The organism is Tianweitania sp. (genome assembly GCF_032053605.1).
Lineage (GTDB): Bacteria > Pseudomonadota > Alphaproteobacteria > Rhizobiales > Rhizobiaceae > Tianweitania.
In genome coordinates, this window is sequence record NZ_DAMBUH010000039.1 from 1 (window position 1) to 15,248 (window position 15,248).

The following is a 15,248-nucleotide window of genomic DNA, read 5'->3' on the forward strand; positions in this document are numbered from 1 at the left end:
AGGGAGGAACTACCTATGAAGAAGTTGTTGCTGACGCTTGCCATGGGCACGTCGCTGCTCGCCTCGCCGGTCATGGCGCAGGAAAAGCTGAAGATCGGCGCGACCGTTTACGGTCTCAATGCCGAATTCATGCAGATCTGGACCTCGGCCCTGCAGCAGCACCCGGCCGTGAAGGCGGGCGAAGTCGAAGTCACGATCTTCGACGGTCGTTATGATGCGCTGGTCCAGCAGGAACAGTTCAACACGATGATCACGCAGAAGTATGATGCGATCCTGATCGTGCCGATGGACGTCGAAGCCGCTGCCGCTCCGGTTCAGGCTGCCGTCGATGCCGGCATCCCGGTTGTCGGCTCCAACGCCCGCGTCAACTCCGAAGTGCTCACCGCCTATGTCGGCTCCAACGACGTGGAAGCCGGCGAGCTGGAAGCCAAGGCCGTCCTCGACAAAATGGGCTGCAAGGGCAATGTCGTGATCCTCGAAGGCCCGATCGGCCAGTCCGGCCAGATCCAGCGCCTCGAAGGCAACCAGAAGGCACTTGCAGCTTGCCCGGACGTCAAGGTCCTCGAGCAGCAGACCGGCAACTGGTCGCGCGCTGAAGCTCAGACCCTGATGGAAAACTGGCTGACCTCGCATCCCGGCCAGATCAATGGCGTGATCGGCCAGAACGACGAAATGGCGCTCGGCGCGATCGAAGCCATCAAGGCTGCGAACCTCAAGGTCGAAGACTTCGCGATTGCCGGCGTTGACGGCGTGACCGACGCGATCAACGCGGTGAAGGAAGGCCAGATGGCCTCCATTCTGCAGGACGCGAACGCGCAGGCTCAAGGCGCCCTCGACATCGCCATCAAGGCTGTGAAGAAGGACTACGAGCCGAAGTCCGAAATCTGGAAGCAGTATCCCCAGATGGAATGGAAGGACGGCACCGCCAAGGACTACCTCGTTCCCTGGACCCCGGTAACCACCGAAAACGCTGACAAGCTGCTCGAAGCCCGCAGCAAGCTCTAAGCCGAAAACAGGAGCGGCCTTTTGTTGAAGGCCGCTCCAACCTCCTCCGTTTCCTGCAAGGACCAAGCGCATGAGCGACGTCGCCCCCACAATCGACCTCAATTTCCCGCTGACGGATCGCGTGGCGCTGGTCACGGGTGCTGGTTCCGGCATCGGTGCGGCGATTGCATCGGCGCTCGCTGCCAAGGGTGCGCGGGTTGCCTTGCTCGACCTCAACGAAGCCGCGGCGCAGTCTCAGGCCGACACGCTGGGCGGTCAGGCCAAGGCGTTCCGCTGTGATGTGTCCGATCCCGCTTCCGTGCAATCAGCCGTACAGGCCGTGGTCGACGCCTTCGGGCAGATCGACATCGCCGTGAACAGCGCTGGCATCGTCGCACTTGCCCCTGCCGAAGAGCTGTCGCTCGACGCTTGGAACAAGACCATCGCCATTAATCTGAGCGGCACGTTCCTGCTGTCCCAGGCTGTCGGGCGCGTCATGATCGCCGCCGGTACCAAGGGCCGCATCATCAATTTGGCATCGCAGGCCGGCACGGTCGCGATCGACGAGCATGTCGCTTACTGCGCCTCCAAGTTCGGCGTCATCGGCCTGTCCAAGACGCTCGCCGCCGAATGGGGCAAGCACGGCATTACCGTGAACACGATTTCGCCGACCATCGTTTTGACCGAACTCGGCAAGCAGGCCTGGGGCGGCCAGAAGGGCGAGGACGCCAAGAAGCGCATTCCCGCCGGCCGCTTCGCCTTTCCGGAAGAGATCGCAGCCGCAGCCGTGTTTCTGGCTTCCGACGGCGCCCAGATGATCAACGGCGCCGATCTCCTGATCGATGGCGGCTACACCATCATCTGATCCACATTTTATCAGAACAGATTTCTCGATCGCGTCGGAGTTCATCATGCAGCGTTTCATCAACAATCCCGATGATGTGGCCGACGATAGCGTCCGCGGCTTCGTAAAGGCCCACAAAGACCTGGTTCGCCTGTCGGACAAGAACCGCCGCGTCGTGGTTTCCACGGCAGCACCCGTTAAGGGTAAGGTCGGCGTGATCACCGGTGGCGGCTCCGGCCATGAGCCTGCCTTTGTCGGTTACACCGGCCGCAACATGCTGGACGCCGTGGCCGTCGGCGAGCTGTTCTCGTCGCCGACAGCCAAGAGCTTCCATGAAGCCATCAAGGAAGCCGATGGCGGCGCGGGCGTGATCTGCTTGTACGGCAACTATGCCGGCGACAACATGAACGTGAAGATGGCGATCAAGCTCGCCGCCAAGGACGGCATCGAAGTCGCCACTGTGGTTGCCAATGACGACGTGTGTTCGGCAGTACCGGAAGAGCGCGACCGCCGCCGTGGCGTGGCCGGCGAGATCTTCCTGTGGAAGATCGGCGGCGCCAAGGCAGCCTCCGGTGCCAGCCTCGAAGAAGTCCGCGTGACCTCGCAGAAAACCATCGACAATTGCCGCTCCATCGGCGTCGGCCTTGGTCCCTGCACGCTGCCGGCCGTCGGTCATCCCAACTTCACCATCGAGCCCGGCACAATGGAAGTGGGCATCGGCCATCATGGCGAACCCGGCATCCGTGTCGAGCCGCTGAAGAGCGCCGCCGAAGTGGCCCGCGACATGTGCCAGATCGTGCTCGACGACCACAATCTGCCGGAAGGCACCGAAGTGGCCGTACTCGTATCGGGTCTCGGCGCAACGCCGCTGAACGAGCTTTATATCCTCAACGATACGGTAGAAGCCGAGATCACCGCACGCGGTCTCACCATCTACCGCACCTTCATCGGCAACTACTTCACCTCGCTCGAAATGGTCGGCGCGAGCCTGACGGTTCTGGCCTTGGACGAGGAGCTGAAGAGCCTCCTCGATGCCGACGCCAGCTGCCCGGCCATGCTCTGAGATCAGGAAACACATTCATGCAGAGCTTCAGCAATTCCGCTTCCGGCGCCATCGTTTTGCGCATGGCAGACCGCATCGTCGAAAACCGCGCCTATCTCAGCGAGATCGACGGCAAGATCGGTGACGGCGATCACGGCGTGAACATGGCCAAGGGCTTCGGCCTGGCCGCCGACCGTTTGAAGGACGGCAATGCCGGCCTGGGCGAGGCCTTGAACACGCTGGGCGACGTTCTGATGAGCGAGATCGGCGGCTCGATGGGTCCACTTTACGGCATGATGTTCACCGAGTTCTCGGAAGTCATCGAAGGCAAAGAGCAGATCGATCCCGCGACCTTCTCCGCCATGCTGCACAAGGGCGTCAAAGGCATTCAGGAGGTTGGCTCGGCCAAGGTCGGCGACAAGACGCTGCTCGACACTTTCGTGCCCGCGATCGAAGCCTTCGATGCCGCCAACGCCGAGGGCAAGTCGTTCGGCGAGGCGCTTGATGCGTTTTCCGCTGCTGCCGAGAAGGGCAGGGACTCCACGGTCGACATGGTCGCCAAGATCGGCCGCGCCAGCCGCTTGGGCGAACGCTCGCGCGGCGTTCTCGATGCCGGCGCCACCTCCTGCGCTATCATCCTGACGACCTTGGCCGAAGGCGCCAAGGAACACCTCGCCGAACCAGCCTGAGCCAACGTTTCTTACGCGCCGGTTCTTCCGAAAGAAGGGCCGGCATCTTACATAATGACCAGCAGGATCTCCGCCACTGCGGCAACCGCCTTCGGCAGACCTCCTTACTTTCCATGAAGAGGCCGAAGCGGTCTCACCGGAGCTTCCATGACTGAAACCCGCTCTCTCGTTCTTGAACGCAAAGGCGAGCTTGCGCTGCGCGAGATCGACCTGCCCAGCGAAGTCGGTCCGAACGACGTGAAGATCGCGATCCACACCGTAGGCGTCTGCGGTTCCGATGTTCATTATTACACCCACGGCAAGATCGGACCCTTCGTCGTCAACGCGCCGATGGTGCTTGGTCATGAAGCCGCCGGCACGGTGGTGGAAGTCGGCTCGAACGTCACCAACCTCAAGGCCGGCGACCGCGTTTGCATGGAGCCGGGTATCCCGGACAGCAATTCCCGTGCCTCGCGCCTCGGCATGTATAATGTCGATCCGGCCGTGCAGTTCTGGGCGACCCCGCCGGTTCATGGCGTTCTCACTGCGCAGGTCGTGCATCCCGCTGCCTACACCTTCAAATTGCCTGATAACGTGTCCTTCGCCGAAGGCGCGATGATCGAGCCCTTCGCCGTTGGCCTCCAGGCCGCGCAAAAGGCCAGGATTGCGCCCGGCGATGTCGGCGTTGTGATCGGTGCCGGCCCGATCGGCATCATGATCGCGCTGGCGGCGCTGGCCGGCGGTTGCGCTACCGTGGTGATTGCCGACCTTTCGGCTGAAAAGCTGGCGATTGCCGGTCAGTATCCTGGCATCGTCCCGGTCGATATCCGCTCGCAGAACGTCAAGGACGTCGTCGACGGCATCACCGAAGGCTGGGGTGCCGACGTCGTGTTCGAAGCCAGCGGTTCGCCGAAGGCTTGGGCAACCCTGCTCGACACCCTGCGCCCCGGGGGCTGCGTCGTCGTGGTCGGCATGCCGGTCGAGCCGACCCCGGTCGATTGGTCGCTGGCCTCCACGAAGGAAGCCCGCTTCGAGACCGTGTTCCGCTACGCCCACCAGTATCCACGCGCCATCCAGATGATGGGTTCCGGCAAGGTCGACCTGAAGCCGCTGATCTCCGACACCTATCCTTTCGAGAAGTCGATCGAAGCCTTCGACCGCGCCGTGGAAGGCCGCCCGACCGACGTCAAGATCCAGATCACGATGCCCTCCTGAGGGGCATCGTTCAATCGACGGAGAGAACCCATGAAGATCGCAATTGCCGGCGACAGCGCCGGCGCTCCTCTCGCCAAGGCTTTGGCCGAACATCTGTCCACCCGCGACGGTCTGGAAGTCTCGGAACTCAGCACGCCCCCGGCCGGCTCCAGCGAGCTTTACGCCAACCTCTCTGAGCGTGTTGCCAGCGGCATTCTCGACGGCACCTATGACCGCGCGATTCTTTGCTGCGGCACCGGCATCGGCGTGGCGCTGTCCGCCAACAAGGTGCCCGGCATCCGCGCCGCCCAGACTCACGATGCTTACTCGGCGGAAAAGGCAGCGTCGTCCAACAATGCGCAGATCATCACCATGGGTGCGCGCGTGATCGGGCCCGAGCTCGCGAAGACCGTCGCCGAAGCCTATCTGGCGTCCGAGTTCGATCCGAACGGTCGCTCGGCCGGCAACGTGCAGGCCATCGACGCGCTTGATGCGAAGTATCACGGAAACGCGGCCTAAATTTCCGCTCTGGTGGCGTAAAACCGGAGAAACGGCCGACAATCCCGGAAATTTTCGGCCGTTTTCCTACAGATTTTCCGTGTTTTCGCCCATAGTTCCGGCCATCGCTTCCACGATAAGCAAGGCCGACACTGCGCCGGGATCGATATGCCCGATCGACCGCTCCCCCACCCGCGCCGCACGCCCCCGCACCGCCATCATTGCGCGTGTCGATTCAGCCCCGTCAGCAGCAGCCTGGCGCACGTAAGCCCATAATTTCGCAGGGTTTTCCCGAAGCGCCTGCTGCGCCGCTTCCGCCGCCGGAAGCCAGACATCCAGCATCGTCTTCTCCCCCCGGCTTCCCTTTCCACGCGCCGCAATGCCGGCCGCAATCCCCTCCAGCATCGCCGCAGGGTCCAGCACGTCTGAACCATCCAAGCGCTTGGCTGCATTGAGAAATCCGCTCGCATAAAGCGGCCCGGTCGAGGCCCCGACCGCGTCCAGAAAAGCCTTTGCTGCCGTCCTGAACACCTCCGAAGGGCTTACTTCCGCATCGAGCTTCGCCAAAGCCGACGTCACCGCTCGAAAGCCCAGCGACATCGTCATCCCATGATCCGCATCGGCAATCGCCCCATCCAAATCCGACAGGTGATCCCGTTGCGCATCGATCGCCGCCGCGGCCTGGCTGAACATCGCGATCAGTCGCTTTGATCCTAGATCTTGCATGAAGTCTCTTTCGCAGACTGAGGCGAAAGCCCCATAAGCCATTGTTGTGGCATCACTATTTCCCAACCCGGAAGAAGGGTGTATCGCAGGGATGCGCCAGCAATTCGGCAAGCTCGTCATCGAGATGCATCACCGAAACCGAGGCGCCGACCATGTCGAGCGAGGTGCAATAATGCCCGACCCACCGCGCTGCAACGGTCAGCCCCTTGGTCTTCAAACGCTGTTCCACCCGCCGATAAAGCACATAAAGCTCCATCAAGGGCGTCGAACCGAACGAATTCACGAGCACTGCCACCCGGTCTCCTGACTGGCTCGGCATTTCCGTGAAAATCCGGTTCATCACCATATCCACCACGGCATCCGCCGACTGCATCGGCTCCCGCGCCACGCCCGGCTCACCATGGATGCCGACGCCCACTTCCATGTCCTGCGGGCCGATGCTGAAGTTGTAGCGCCGTGTCTGCGGCATGGAGCAGGGCTCCAGTGCGACGCCCATCGTATAGGTCTGCGCATTCGCCTTGCGGGCCGCCCGCTCACAGGTTTCCAGCGACCAACCCTTGTCACAGGCCGCACCCGCGACCTTGAAAATCAACACGTTACCGGCCACGCCGCGCCGCCCGTCGCGATCCTCCGCGCGCGACGAAGCGATGTCGTCCGTGGTCACGACCGTCCGCACCGGGATGCCGTTGGCTTGAACGAGCTCTGCAGCCATCTCGAAGTTCATCGTGTCGCCGGCATAGTTGCCGTAGATGAACAACAAACCTTCGCCGCCCGAAACAGCTTGTGCTGCCTTGGCAATCGGATCGGGAGGAGGGGAGGAAAACACATTGCCGACCGCCACCGCATCGGCCATTCCCGCCCCGACATAGCCGAGGAAACACGGCTCATGCCCCGAGCCGCCGCCCACGACCAGACCGACTTTCCCTTCGCGCGGCGCTTCCCGCGCCATGAAGGCGCGCCGCGTGCCGGGCACAGGCTCCAGATACGCGCCATGCGCGCGCACCGCGCCGTCCAGCATTTCGTCGACGATGTCGTCCGGATCGTTCAAGAACTTTTTGACGTGGCGACGCTGCACTTCAGCCGGGGCTGAAGGCTCTGTCTGAAGCCGCTGCGTGGGGCGGGTGAGACCCTTCACCCCATCGGCTTCCAGCAGCGCCTTGCCCGTGGCGGCATCGGTAACGAGAATGTCGGCATAGCCGCCGCGCAGCGTGCCGAGGATGGCCGGCACCTTGTCGATCCCACCCGCAACGGCAATGCGCCGTTCGATTCCACGCAAAGCTTCCAACGATATGCCGAGGGTGCGATCATCCAGCGGGCCGCGCACCGGGCGCCCCTGAACGTCGATGAAGCGGCCAGCAATGACTCCGACGGCGTTGAGCGCAAGATAAGTCTGGAGCGGCGCGTAATCGAAGAAGCCGCTGGAATGAATGGTGGAGTTGGGGCGCAGCGACGACACGCCGAACACAGCCCGGCTGGCATGGCTAAGCGCCTGAAACTGCGACTGGATCAGCGGCTCGGCCATAAGCATGTCGCGCATGGCCGAGGACGACACGATGCTGGGCGCCGTAATCGGCACGCATTCTGCCTGGATCGCGGAGGCGAGGCGCGCGGCGCAGATTTCCGGTGAATCGGGCTGGCCGGTCGTGACGCTGCCCGTCGCCTGCACGACCCGCACATCCTGCAAGCCTGTCAAAGTGGTGGCCGCTGCCACCGACAGGATCGTGCGTCCCCATCCCACGGCGATCGTGTCGCCAGATCGCACGAACTGGCGAAGCACAAGGCTTCCCGCCGCACCCAGCCGGTCGATCAGCGACGCCGCCGGCTCCGAACTCGGCACCACAAGACAGTCATGCAGGCCAAAATGCCGCTTGAGCTCCTGCGCTACCGTAAGGGAGGCCAGGCGCTGTGGATCCAGCGTAATATTGACGATGCCGCGCTCGCGGGCATCCGCGAGATAGGCGTTGACGGTTGCTCGCGAGATCCCCATCGCCTCGGCGATCTCGCTCTGCGTGAGACGGTCCTCGTAGTAAAGCCAGCAGGCCCAGACCTGCGGATCATCGCCAAACTTCAGGGGAATGACGCTTGAACCGATGGACGCCGCAGCGCGTGCAGACCGGTTCCTGGCCGAGGTGGAACTCTCCGTCACGCTATCATCTCGTCACTATCCTCCAGTCAGCGCCATCCTCCGCGCCTTGGCAGGATGGTTCAGGCTAGAGCCGCGTGCAAGTTTTTGTATCAACCGGGTCTCACTTCGCGTCGCGAGAATAAGATGACGCCCGCTTTTTCCGCCGCTAGGGTTTCTGCATGAACAAATGTCTGATGGCGCTCGGCGCATTCCTCGCTTTCACCCTGCCGGCCCACACGCAGCCGGTTCTTGAGACTGGTTTGGCTGGCGCTTTACGCGGCTGTACGGAATGGGTGTTGCGCCCGGCAAGCTGGGCCGACGGACCCAAGCCTTTCCTAGCTGTAATGGGGCTCGGCAATACGGTCGGGCTCGTGAAGTCTGTTGCAGACGAATCGCTGCCGCCACCGGGCTTGCGCGCGGCCAACCATTATTGGCGCATCAACTCGCAGCTTGATGCCGGCTATGTCCTCGTCGTGTCCGACCAAATCCCCATGTGCCACATCACCGGTGGCGGAGAGGCGGACCTTCAACCCATTGTGGAAGCGGTTCTTTCTTCTCCCGAGTTTGTTGAGCAATGGGAGCAGGTCAGCAAGGAAGGCGAGGGCGAGATGATCTCCACGCGCTTCCGGTCTCGCGAGGAGCCAAAATTCATCTTGATCGTCAGTCGCGCGAAGGAGGCGGGCGGGAGACAGGATCGCGTGCAGGTTTTGGCTACCGCGATCTACGACGTAGGGCAATGACCCTTCTGCCGCACGACCAATAAGGCTTCAATGCAGGTCGTCGTCGGTCGGTGTGAGGCCTAGAAGTGCCCGCCAACGCCAGATCCGATCATCAAGCCATTGTCGAAAGGGCGAACTTGCCGATCTGATAGGCAGCTCAAGAACCATCGGTTTGACCACGCGGCGCGGTCCCCAGATGAGTGGAGTGCCCGGCGCCGCGCCGCCATACATCTGCAGCATGCTGAGGTCGGACACGCCACGGATGGCTCCGTCCACATCGCGCAGAACGATCCAGCCCGGCGCATCGCCGCCGCCGCCCGGCATGGCAAACAGCAACGGTCGGCTGCAAAGAGTCAGGGTCCATCGACCGTCCGGACTGGTTTCGTGAAGATATGGCTCTGAGCAGGCGAGCCGCCCTTGGGGAACAAAAAGAATCGCTGCGACACAAGCGGCCGATCCGAAAAACAGCCACAAGGCAAAGTGTTTCAACATGATGCCTTTGTGCAACGTCTTGTTGGACGCTTCAACCTAGACTTGGCTTTTGGCGCTTCCTGAGGTCACTACAGCGAGCCATATACCGCCCGAGCTCTGTCAGCATTGCGCACACGCTCATGTGTACAGTCAACTTTTCATAGACATTTGGGCTATATGTGGCATATAGGCGCTAAGCGAAACACGCTTTTGGGACGGGTAAGACGATGATGGTTCGACTGATTGTTGCTGGTGCGTTGGCTGCCGGCATGTTCTCGACGGCAGCCGGTGTTGCTCAGGCTCAGCCTTCCACGTGCGGTTGCGCCGTTAGCGGCGCTCAGTCGGCAGCGCTCGGCACCATCCAGTCCTCGGAAGGTCGAGTTGTGATCGTCGGCGCCAAGGGCCCGCGTCAGGCAACGGCTGGTCAGGCCATCTCGGCTGCTGATCGCGTTGCAACGAGCGTCCAGAGCACGGCTGTGGTTCTTGCTGGTGGTTGCCAGGTGTCACTGGCCGGTGAGCAGGAACTGCGCTTCGAGCGCCAGGGTGAAAACCTCTGCGTTGCCGTGAACGACACGGCTGCTGTCAATGTGACTGGCCAGGTTCGCAATGCACCTAATGGTGCTGTGCCTGCCGGTGCGGGCGGTGCAGGAGCTGCCGGTGGTGCTGGCGTCGCCGCGTTTGCTTTCCCTGCTCTGGTCGGTGCTGCGATCGTTGGTTCGGCTGTTGCGACTGCGACTTCTGACTCGGATAACCGCGTAAGCCAGTAAGCTTCGATCGGGCCGTTCGCGGCTCGGTTCTTCGCCGTTCTGGTCTTGTTGATGAGGGGTTGGCAGGGTTAGTGATAGACCTGCATTCCCATATTCTGCCTGGCTGTGATGACGGTGCCGCGGATCTCGCTGCTTCCCTCGCTATGGCGAGGGTCGCTGTGGCTGATGGCACACGGATTCTCGCTTGTACGCCGCATATTCTGCCAGGCCTCTACCATAATGATGCGGCCGGTATCGGTCGCCGAGTTCTGGCGCTTCGTAAGGTCCTGTCGGACGAGAGTATCGACCTTCAGCTGGTGATCGGCGCTGATGTCCATATCGCGCCTGATCTGCTGCAGAAGCTGGCCGACAAGGCTGTGCCGACCCTGAATGGGTCACGCTATTTTCTACTTGAGCCGCCGCATCACGTCGTGCCGCCGAATTTCGTTGCCTTCGTCGAGCGTCTGATCGAGGCCGACTATATCCCGGTTGTCACGCATCCGGAGCGTTTGACCTGGGTGGCAAAGAACTACGATCTGATCGAAAGCGTCGGCCGACTTGGAGCCTTGATGCAGATTACCGCGGGCTCCTTGACTGGGCAATTCGGCACGCAGGCCAAGGCTCTATCGGACCGGATGCTCGAAGAAGGCCGCATCGATCTGGTGGCCAGTGATGCGCACAATGTGTCGGGCCGGTCTCCTGTGCTTTCGACCGCCTATGCGCTGGTTGAAGAGAAAGCCGGCGCGGAGACCGCTCGCAATTTGTTCGTTGAAACGCCTGCGCGGATTTTGCGGAATGCGGAGATCAGAGCCGTGGGCATGGACGCTGCGCGGGGTGCGAAGCGCGAGGCAGACGCGAAAAGCCGGGCAGGCAAGTTCTGGCGCATGTTTCAGGGGCGTTGATCATGGCGGGTTGTAAGACTTTGCGTATCGCAGTCGTATTCGCGATGTCTGCTTTCATCGCGGCTTGTAACACCTCGTCACCAACCGACATGGGCATGGCCCAAGGCGCCCCAGCCTCTTCCGGATACGCATCGGCCGCGCTGCCGGGCGACGCAGACCTGCGCCAAGTACCCGAACTGCCGGCTCCACCGGAAACAGCCGGTGGAACGGAAGTGCCGATCGCGCCCTCCGACACGCTCGAAGTCTTCGTGTTTCAGGTGTCGGACCTATCACGCGCCGTGCAGGTCGACCCCAGCGGCAACATCAACCTGCCTCTGATCGGGAATGTCCAGGCGGCCGGTAAACCGGTGCGGGTCTTAGAGCAGGAAATTACGCGTGCTTACGCGCGGAACTACCTGCAGAACCCGCAGGTCAGCGTCACGATCAAGGAGTCCTCTTCCCGTCGTGTCACCATTGATGGTGAAGTCAACAAGGCCGGCGTTTACCAGCTGCCGCCCACGGCGTCATTGATCGACGCGATTGCGCTCGGTGGCGGCTTCAGCAAAGTCGCAGATACTGGCAAGGTCTATGTGTTCCGCCAGGTGGGCCGGCAGAAACTCGTCGCGCTGTATGATGTTGCGCAGATCCGCGCCGGCAAGCGGGCCAATCCCCGCATCTACGGTGGTGACGTCGTTGTTGTGTTCTCATCTTCCAACAAGGTCGCGTTCCAGAACCTGAAGGAAGCGCTTGGCGTGGCAAGTTCCGCCAGCCGCATCGGCGTCGGTCTTTAAGCCGCAGAGGGTAAGTTAGACAATCATGCTTGACCGACCTTCTCCCTACTCGCCAAACGCCCTTCAGGCCGCTCCGGGCGGTGCTTTGCGCCCGGATCTTGCTCCCTACGATTATGGTTATGGACGGTATCAGGAGGTTGACGAGCGCGACTCGTTCAACCCGCTGCAAATCTTTTTCTACGTCCTGCAATATCGCTGGCTGATCGTAAGTCTGCTCGCGATTGGTCTCGTACTCGGCTTTGCCATCACCATGATGCAGACGCCCAAGTATGAGGCAGCGGTCCGGCTGGAGGTCATGACGCCTTCTGCCCGCGTGTTCCAGGAAATGGAAATGGTCGCCGAAGCGTCTGACGTACGTGCGTTCCTGACAGCGCGCGAGCGCTTGAAGAGCCGTGCGATCGCTCAGCGCGTCGTGCTAGGCTTAGGCCTTTCCGAGCAGGCCGCCTTTCTGTTCCCCGCGCCAGACTTTGCGCCGACGAACATCGTTCGTCGCGCGTTCGGCATGCGCTTTTCCCAGGATATGGCTGACTACACGCCAGAACAGCGGGAAGGTATTGCTATCCAGCGGGTCATGAACAACCTGTCGGTCGACCTGCTTGCGAATACCAGCTTGCTGACGATCTCCTTTCGCGATCAAAACCCGGCCACTGCCCAGGAAGTCGCCAACCGTGTGGCGCAAAGCTATATCGACTCGCGTGTCGATCAGACCGGCGAAACGTCAGAGCTCGCGCGGCAGTTCATTCAGGATCAGGTTCTACAGGTCAAGGACAGGCTCCAGAAGTCCGAGGAGGCCTTGGTCGCCTATGCCAAGGAAGCCGGCATCACCATGACCGGCACGGACAGTTCTCTGATCGAAACGAGCATCCAGGCGATTAACGCTGCTCAGTCGAAAGCGGTGGAAGAGCGCCTGAATTATCAGCGACTGGTGCAACAGATCGACCAGGGTCGTGGCGGCAGCCTCGAACAGGTTCTGTCCAGCGAGGGCTTGCAGAAGCTTCGCTCGGAGATCGCCGGTCTTTCAGCCGAGTACCAGCAGAAGCTCAGCACGTTCAAACCCGGTTTTCCGGAAATGCAGCAGCTTCAGGCGCAAATCAGCGAATTGCGCAAGCAATATGAGGGCGGTGTTGCGGTTGTCACGGATGGCGTCCGCTTGAAACTGCAGGAAGCGCAATCGCGCGAAGCCGACCTTCAGCAGAAGCAGACCGAGCTGCAGGCCGAGCAGGTCGCTTATCAGGACAAGAACATCCAGTACACGATCCTCAAGCGCGAGGTGGATTCCAACCGCAGTCAGTATGACAGCCTGATCGGCAAGCTGAACGATGTCGGTGTGGCGACCGAGTTGCGGCAGCAGAATGCCTCGATCGTCGACCTTGCGCCGATGCCGCAGTCACCGGTCTGGCCGCGCCTGCCGATCAACCTTGCGCTCGCTTTAGCCTTATCCGCTGCATTGGCGGCTGCAGTGGTTTACGTGCTGGAGTTGCTGAACAACACTTTCGTAAATCCCGAACAGCTTGAGAAGGAACTCGCGCTTCCGGTCATGGGGATCTTGCCGCAGGTCAAGCCGGTGGAACTGGCGGCAAGCGCGACAGACCCGACGTCGGGATTGTCGGAAGCCTATCGCAGTTTGCGCACGGCCATCCAGTTTGCCGGTGCGGACGGTGCGCCGAAGATCCTGATGGTAACGTCGGCTGAACCGGCCGAGGGCAAATCGACGACCGTCTATAAGCTGGCACGCGATTTCGGTGTGCTTGGATCCAAGGTGGTCGTTGTGGATGCCGACTTGCGCAAGCCGGCCGTCCACCGCCAGTTCGGCCTCGATAATACCGTTGGCCTAAGCAACGTCCTTACCAACACGGTCTCCAAGGAGAAGCTGCCGCAGGTGATCCGTCGGACCAGCGCGGAGAACGTCTGGACCATAACCTCTGGGACCATCCCGCCGAACCCTGCCGACCTTCTGTCGTCACAGCGCATGGCGCTGCTAATTGGGCATCTCGCCGAGCGCTTCGATTTCGTCATTATCGATTCGCCTCCCGTGATCGGCCTGTCTGATGCGCCAATCCTCGGCCGTTTGGCTCGTGGCACGCTCTTGGTGGTGTCCTCCAATCAGGTCACCCGGAAGGCCGCCGCCCTGGCATTGAAGCGCCTGCGGGCTTCCGGCGCTCACGTGATCGGCGCAGCGATGTCCAAGTTCAGCGTCGGCAAATACGACTACAAATACGCCTACAGCTACATGAACAATCAGTACTACTCCTATGGAGGCGATGCTGAGCAATTAGAGGGACCTCATGACCAGCAGAGCGGCGCATCCGGTTCCGATGTCCATGCCTCGTCGGGCGGTGGCCTGCGTCGCCGCCTTCGCGCTGCTTTTGCTCGTTTGTCTGGGCGGTCTCGGCAGACTGTTGCAGGCTGAGCCGAATGCAGCGCTAAGCGTCGATCCGTTTAATGTCGACGCTCGTGTTGAAGCGATCACCGCGGCTCTGAACGAAAATCCGTCAGACCCCGCTCCCTTAGCGGATCTTGAAGCGGAAACGCGTGCCGCAATCGCGCTTGATCCGGTCGACGCGCGCTTGCGTGCGCTGCTCGGCGAGGTGGAACTGCGATCCAACGAGCAGGCCCTTGCGGAAGCGCAGTTTCTTGCTGCTCATCGCATTTCGAAGACCGAGAAACTGGCTTTGCGGCGCCTGATTACGGCATCGCTGAACAAGGGTCAGACTGCCGAAGCAGTACGCTATATCGATCTGTTCGTGCGGCGATGGCGAGACCAGTTCCCCGATGCGGCTGCGATCCTTGCTCCGCTTCTGCAGGATCCAGCCGCTTACGCAGAAATGCTGACGACGCTGCAGGCCAACCCGCCGTGGCGCGGTGCGTTGATACGATCGCTGGTCACCAGTGATGGCGGACTACCTTTGGCCAACCGGCTCGTTCTGGATCTGAGTACAAGTAAATCTCCCGCCACCCCGGTTGAACTTCGCACCGTGTTGAACGCGCTTGTGCGCGCCGGAGACTATCAGGGCGCTCATCGCCTGTTTCTTTTCACCTTGTCCGATCAAGACTGGAACCGCGCAGGACTGGTGTTCAACGCGTCTTTCGAGCCCAGCGGCACGCCAATTCCATTCGACTGGATCTATCGAAATACGGCAGCAGCCTATCTTGAAAGCTCGACGGTCGCGCCGCAGGACGGCATGAATGTTCGTTTCCTCGACAAGCCGGCTCGTGAGGTCGAGCTACGGCAGACGCTGGTTCTGGAGCCTGGGCGTTACCGCCTGAAGGTCGATGCATCGGGCGCGCTACTCAAGGCACCGAAAGGGCTGTTCTGGCGCTTGCGGTGCTTGAAGCCCGGCACTGAAATCACACGGCTTGATGTTGCTGAGGGCACCTACCGCAACAAGGAGAACGCCGTGGACTTCGATGTTGCTGATTGTCCCGCGCAAAGTCTGGAACTCCGTTCAGGGTTGACCATCGACAGCTGGCTTTATCGATATTCGGGCCGGGTGACCTTCCACAACGTTTCCATCGAGCGGCTCCAATGAAGCGAGCTAGCAAGGACAACGTGCACAAA

General features: G+C 61.4%; 15 protein-coding genes. 12 read left to right on the forward strand and 3 right to left on the reverse strand.

The window, feature by feature from the left end; all coding sequences use genetic code 11:
- The first annotated feature begins 15 nt into the window (after nucleotides 1–15).
- From RTX98_RS10840 to RTX98_RS10865, 6 genes are all read left to right on the forward strand, one after another.
- Complete coding sequence (locus tag RTX98_RS10840) at nucleotides 16–1,005, forward strand: substrate-binding domain-containing protein (RefSeq protein ID WP_312796530.1); 990 nt, start codon at nucleotides 16–18, stop codon at nucleotides 1,003–1,005.
- A 70-nt stretch (nucleotides 1,006–1,075) separates the two neighbouring features.
- Nucleotides 1,076–1,849, forward strand: coding sequence for a GolD/DthD family dehydrogenase (locus RTX98_RS10845; protein WP_312796532.1), 774 nt, complete (start codon nucleotides 1,076–1,078; stop codon nucleotides 1,847–1,849).
- 46 nt (nucleotides 1,850–1,895) lie between these two features.
- Nucleotides 1,896–2,891, forward strand: coding sequence for a dihydroxyacetone kinase subunit DhaK (locus tag RTX98_RS10850; protein WP_312796534.1), 996 nt, complete (start codon nucleotides 1,896–1,898; stop codon nucleotides 2,889–2,891).
- 17 nt (nucleotides 2,892–2,908) lie between these two features.
- Nucleotides 2,909–3,559 (forward strand): dihydroxyacetone kinase subunit DhaL, encoded by a 651-nt coding sequence (dhaL, locus tag RTX98_RS10855; RefSeq protein WP_312796536.1) that lies wholly within the window; start codon nucleotides 2,909–2,911, stop codon nucleotides 3,557–3,559.
- A gap of 147 nt (nucleotides 3,560–3,706) precedes the next feature.
- Nucleotides 3,707–4,753, forward strand: a complete 1,047-nt coding sequence (locus tag RTX98_RS10860) for an NAD(P)-dependent alcohol dehydrogenase (RefSeq protein WP_312796538.1) — start codon at nucleotides 3,707–3,709, stop codon at nucleotides 4,751–4,753.
- A gap of 30 nt (nucleotides 4,754–4,783) precedes the next feature.
- Nucleotides 4,784–5,251 carry an RpiB/LacA/LacB family sugar-phosphate isomerase gene (locus RTX98_RS10865; protein ID WP_312796540.1) on the forward strand — a complete coding sequence of 156 codons (468 nt, stop codon included), beginning with the start codon at nucleotides 4,784–4,786 and terminating at the stop codon, nucleotides 5,249–5,251.
- A 66-nt stretch (nucleotides 5,252–5,317) separates the two neighbouring features.
- On the opposite strand, the gene dhaL (RTX98_RS10870) is transcribed toward RTX98_RS10865, so the two are convergent.
- Together dhaL (RTX98_RS10870) and RTX98_RS10875 are read right to left on the reverse strand one after the other, a co-directional pair.
- Complete coding sequence (gene dhaL, locus RTX98_RS10870) at nucleotides 5,318–5,956, reverse strand: dihydroxyacetone kinase subunit DhaL (protein WP_312796572.1); 639 nt, start codon at nucleotides 5,954–5,956, stop codon at nucleotides 5,318–5,320.
- A 55-nt stretch (nucleotides 5,957–6,011) separates the two neighbouring features.
- On the reverse strand, nucleotides 6,012–8,048 hold the full coding sequence (locus RTX98_RS10875; RefSeq protein WP_312796574.1) for a bifunctional sugar-binding transcriptional regulator/dihydroxyacetone kinase subunit DhaK: 2,037 nt from the start codon (nucleotides 8,046–8,048) through the stop codon (nucleotides 6,012–6,014).
- Nucleotides 8,049–8,260: 212 nt separating this feature from the next.
- Here RTX98_RS10875 and RTX98_RS10880 point away from each other — a divergent pair, with 212 nt between their 5' ends.
- Nucleotides 8,261–8,821, forward strand: coding sequence for a hypothetical protein (locus tag RTX98_RS10880; RefSeq protein WP_312796541.1), 561 nt, complete (start codon nucleotides 8,261–8,263; stop codon nucleotides 8,819–8,821).
- 27 nt (nucleotides 8,822–8,848) lie between these two features.
- On the opposite strand, the gene RTX98_RS10885 is transcribed toward RTX98_RS10880, so the two are convergent.
- Nucleotides 8,849–9,292, reverse strand: a complete 444-nt coding sequence (locus tag RTX98_RS10885) for a hypothetical protein (protein ID WP_312796542.1) — start codon at nucleotides 9,290–9,292, stop codon at nucleotides 8,849–8,851.
- 206 nt (nucleotides 9,293–9,498) lie between these two features.
- On the opposite strand from RTX98_RS10885, the gene RTX98_RS10890 reads away from it, so the two are divergent.
- The 5 genes from RTX98_RS10890 to RTX98_RS10910 all read left to right on the forward strand — a co-directional run bounded on the left by RTX98_RS10890 (nucleotide 9,499) and on the right by RTX98_RS10910 (nucleotide 15,219).
- Nucleotides 9,499–10,038 (forward strand): hypothetical protein, encoded by a 540-nt coding sequence (locus tag RTX98_RS10890; protein ID WP_312796544.1) that lies wholly within the window; start codon nucleotides 9,499–9,501, stop codon nucleotides 10,036–10,038.
- A gap of 71 nt (nucleotides 10,039–10,109) precedes the next feature.
- On the forward strand, nucleotides 10,110–10,919 hold the full coding sequence (locus RTX98_RS10895; RefSeq protein ID WP_312796547.1) for a tyrosine-protein phosphatase: 810 nt from the start codon (nucleotides 10,110–10,112) through the stop codon (nucleotides 10,917–10,919).
- A gap of 44 nt (nucleotides 10,920–10,963) precedes the next feature.
- Entirely contained in the window at nucleotides 10,964–11,689 is a 726-nt protein-coding gene (locus tag RTX98_RS10900; protein ID WP_312796548.1) for a polysaccharide biosynthesis/export family protein, read from the forward strand.
- 25 nt (nucleotides 11,690–11,714) lie between these two features.
- Nucleotides 11,715–14,099: a GumC family protein gene (locus RTX98_RS10905; protein WP_312796549.1), complete on the forward strand. Its 2,385-nt coding sequence runs from the start codon at nucleotides 11,715–11,717 to the stop codon at nucleotides 14,097–14,099.
- Nucleotides 14,005–15,219, forward strand: coding sequence for a hypothetical protein (locus tag RTX98_RS10910; RefSeq protein ID WP_312796550.1), 1,215 nt, complete (start codon nucleotides 14,005–14,007; stop codon nucleotides 15,217–15,219). Before RTX98_RS10905 ends, RTX98_RS10910 begins: the two co-directional genes overlap by 95 nt.
- Nucleotides 15,220–15,248: the final 29 nt, after the last annotated feature.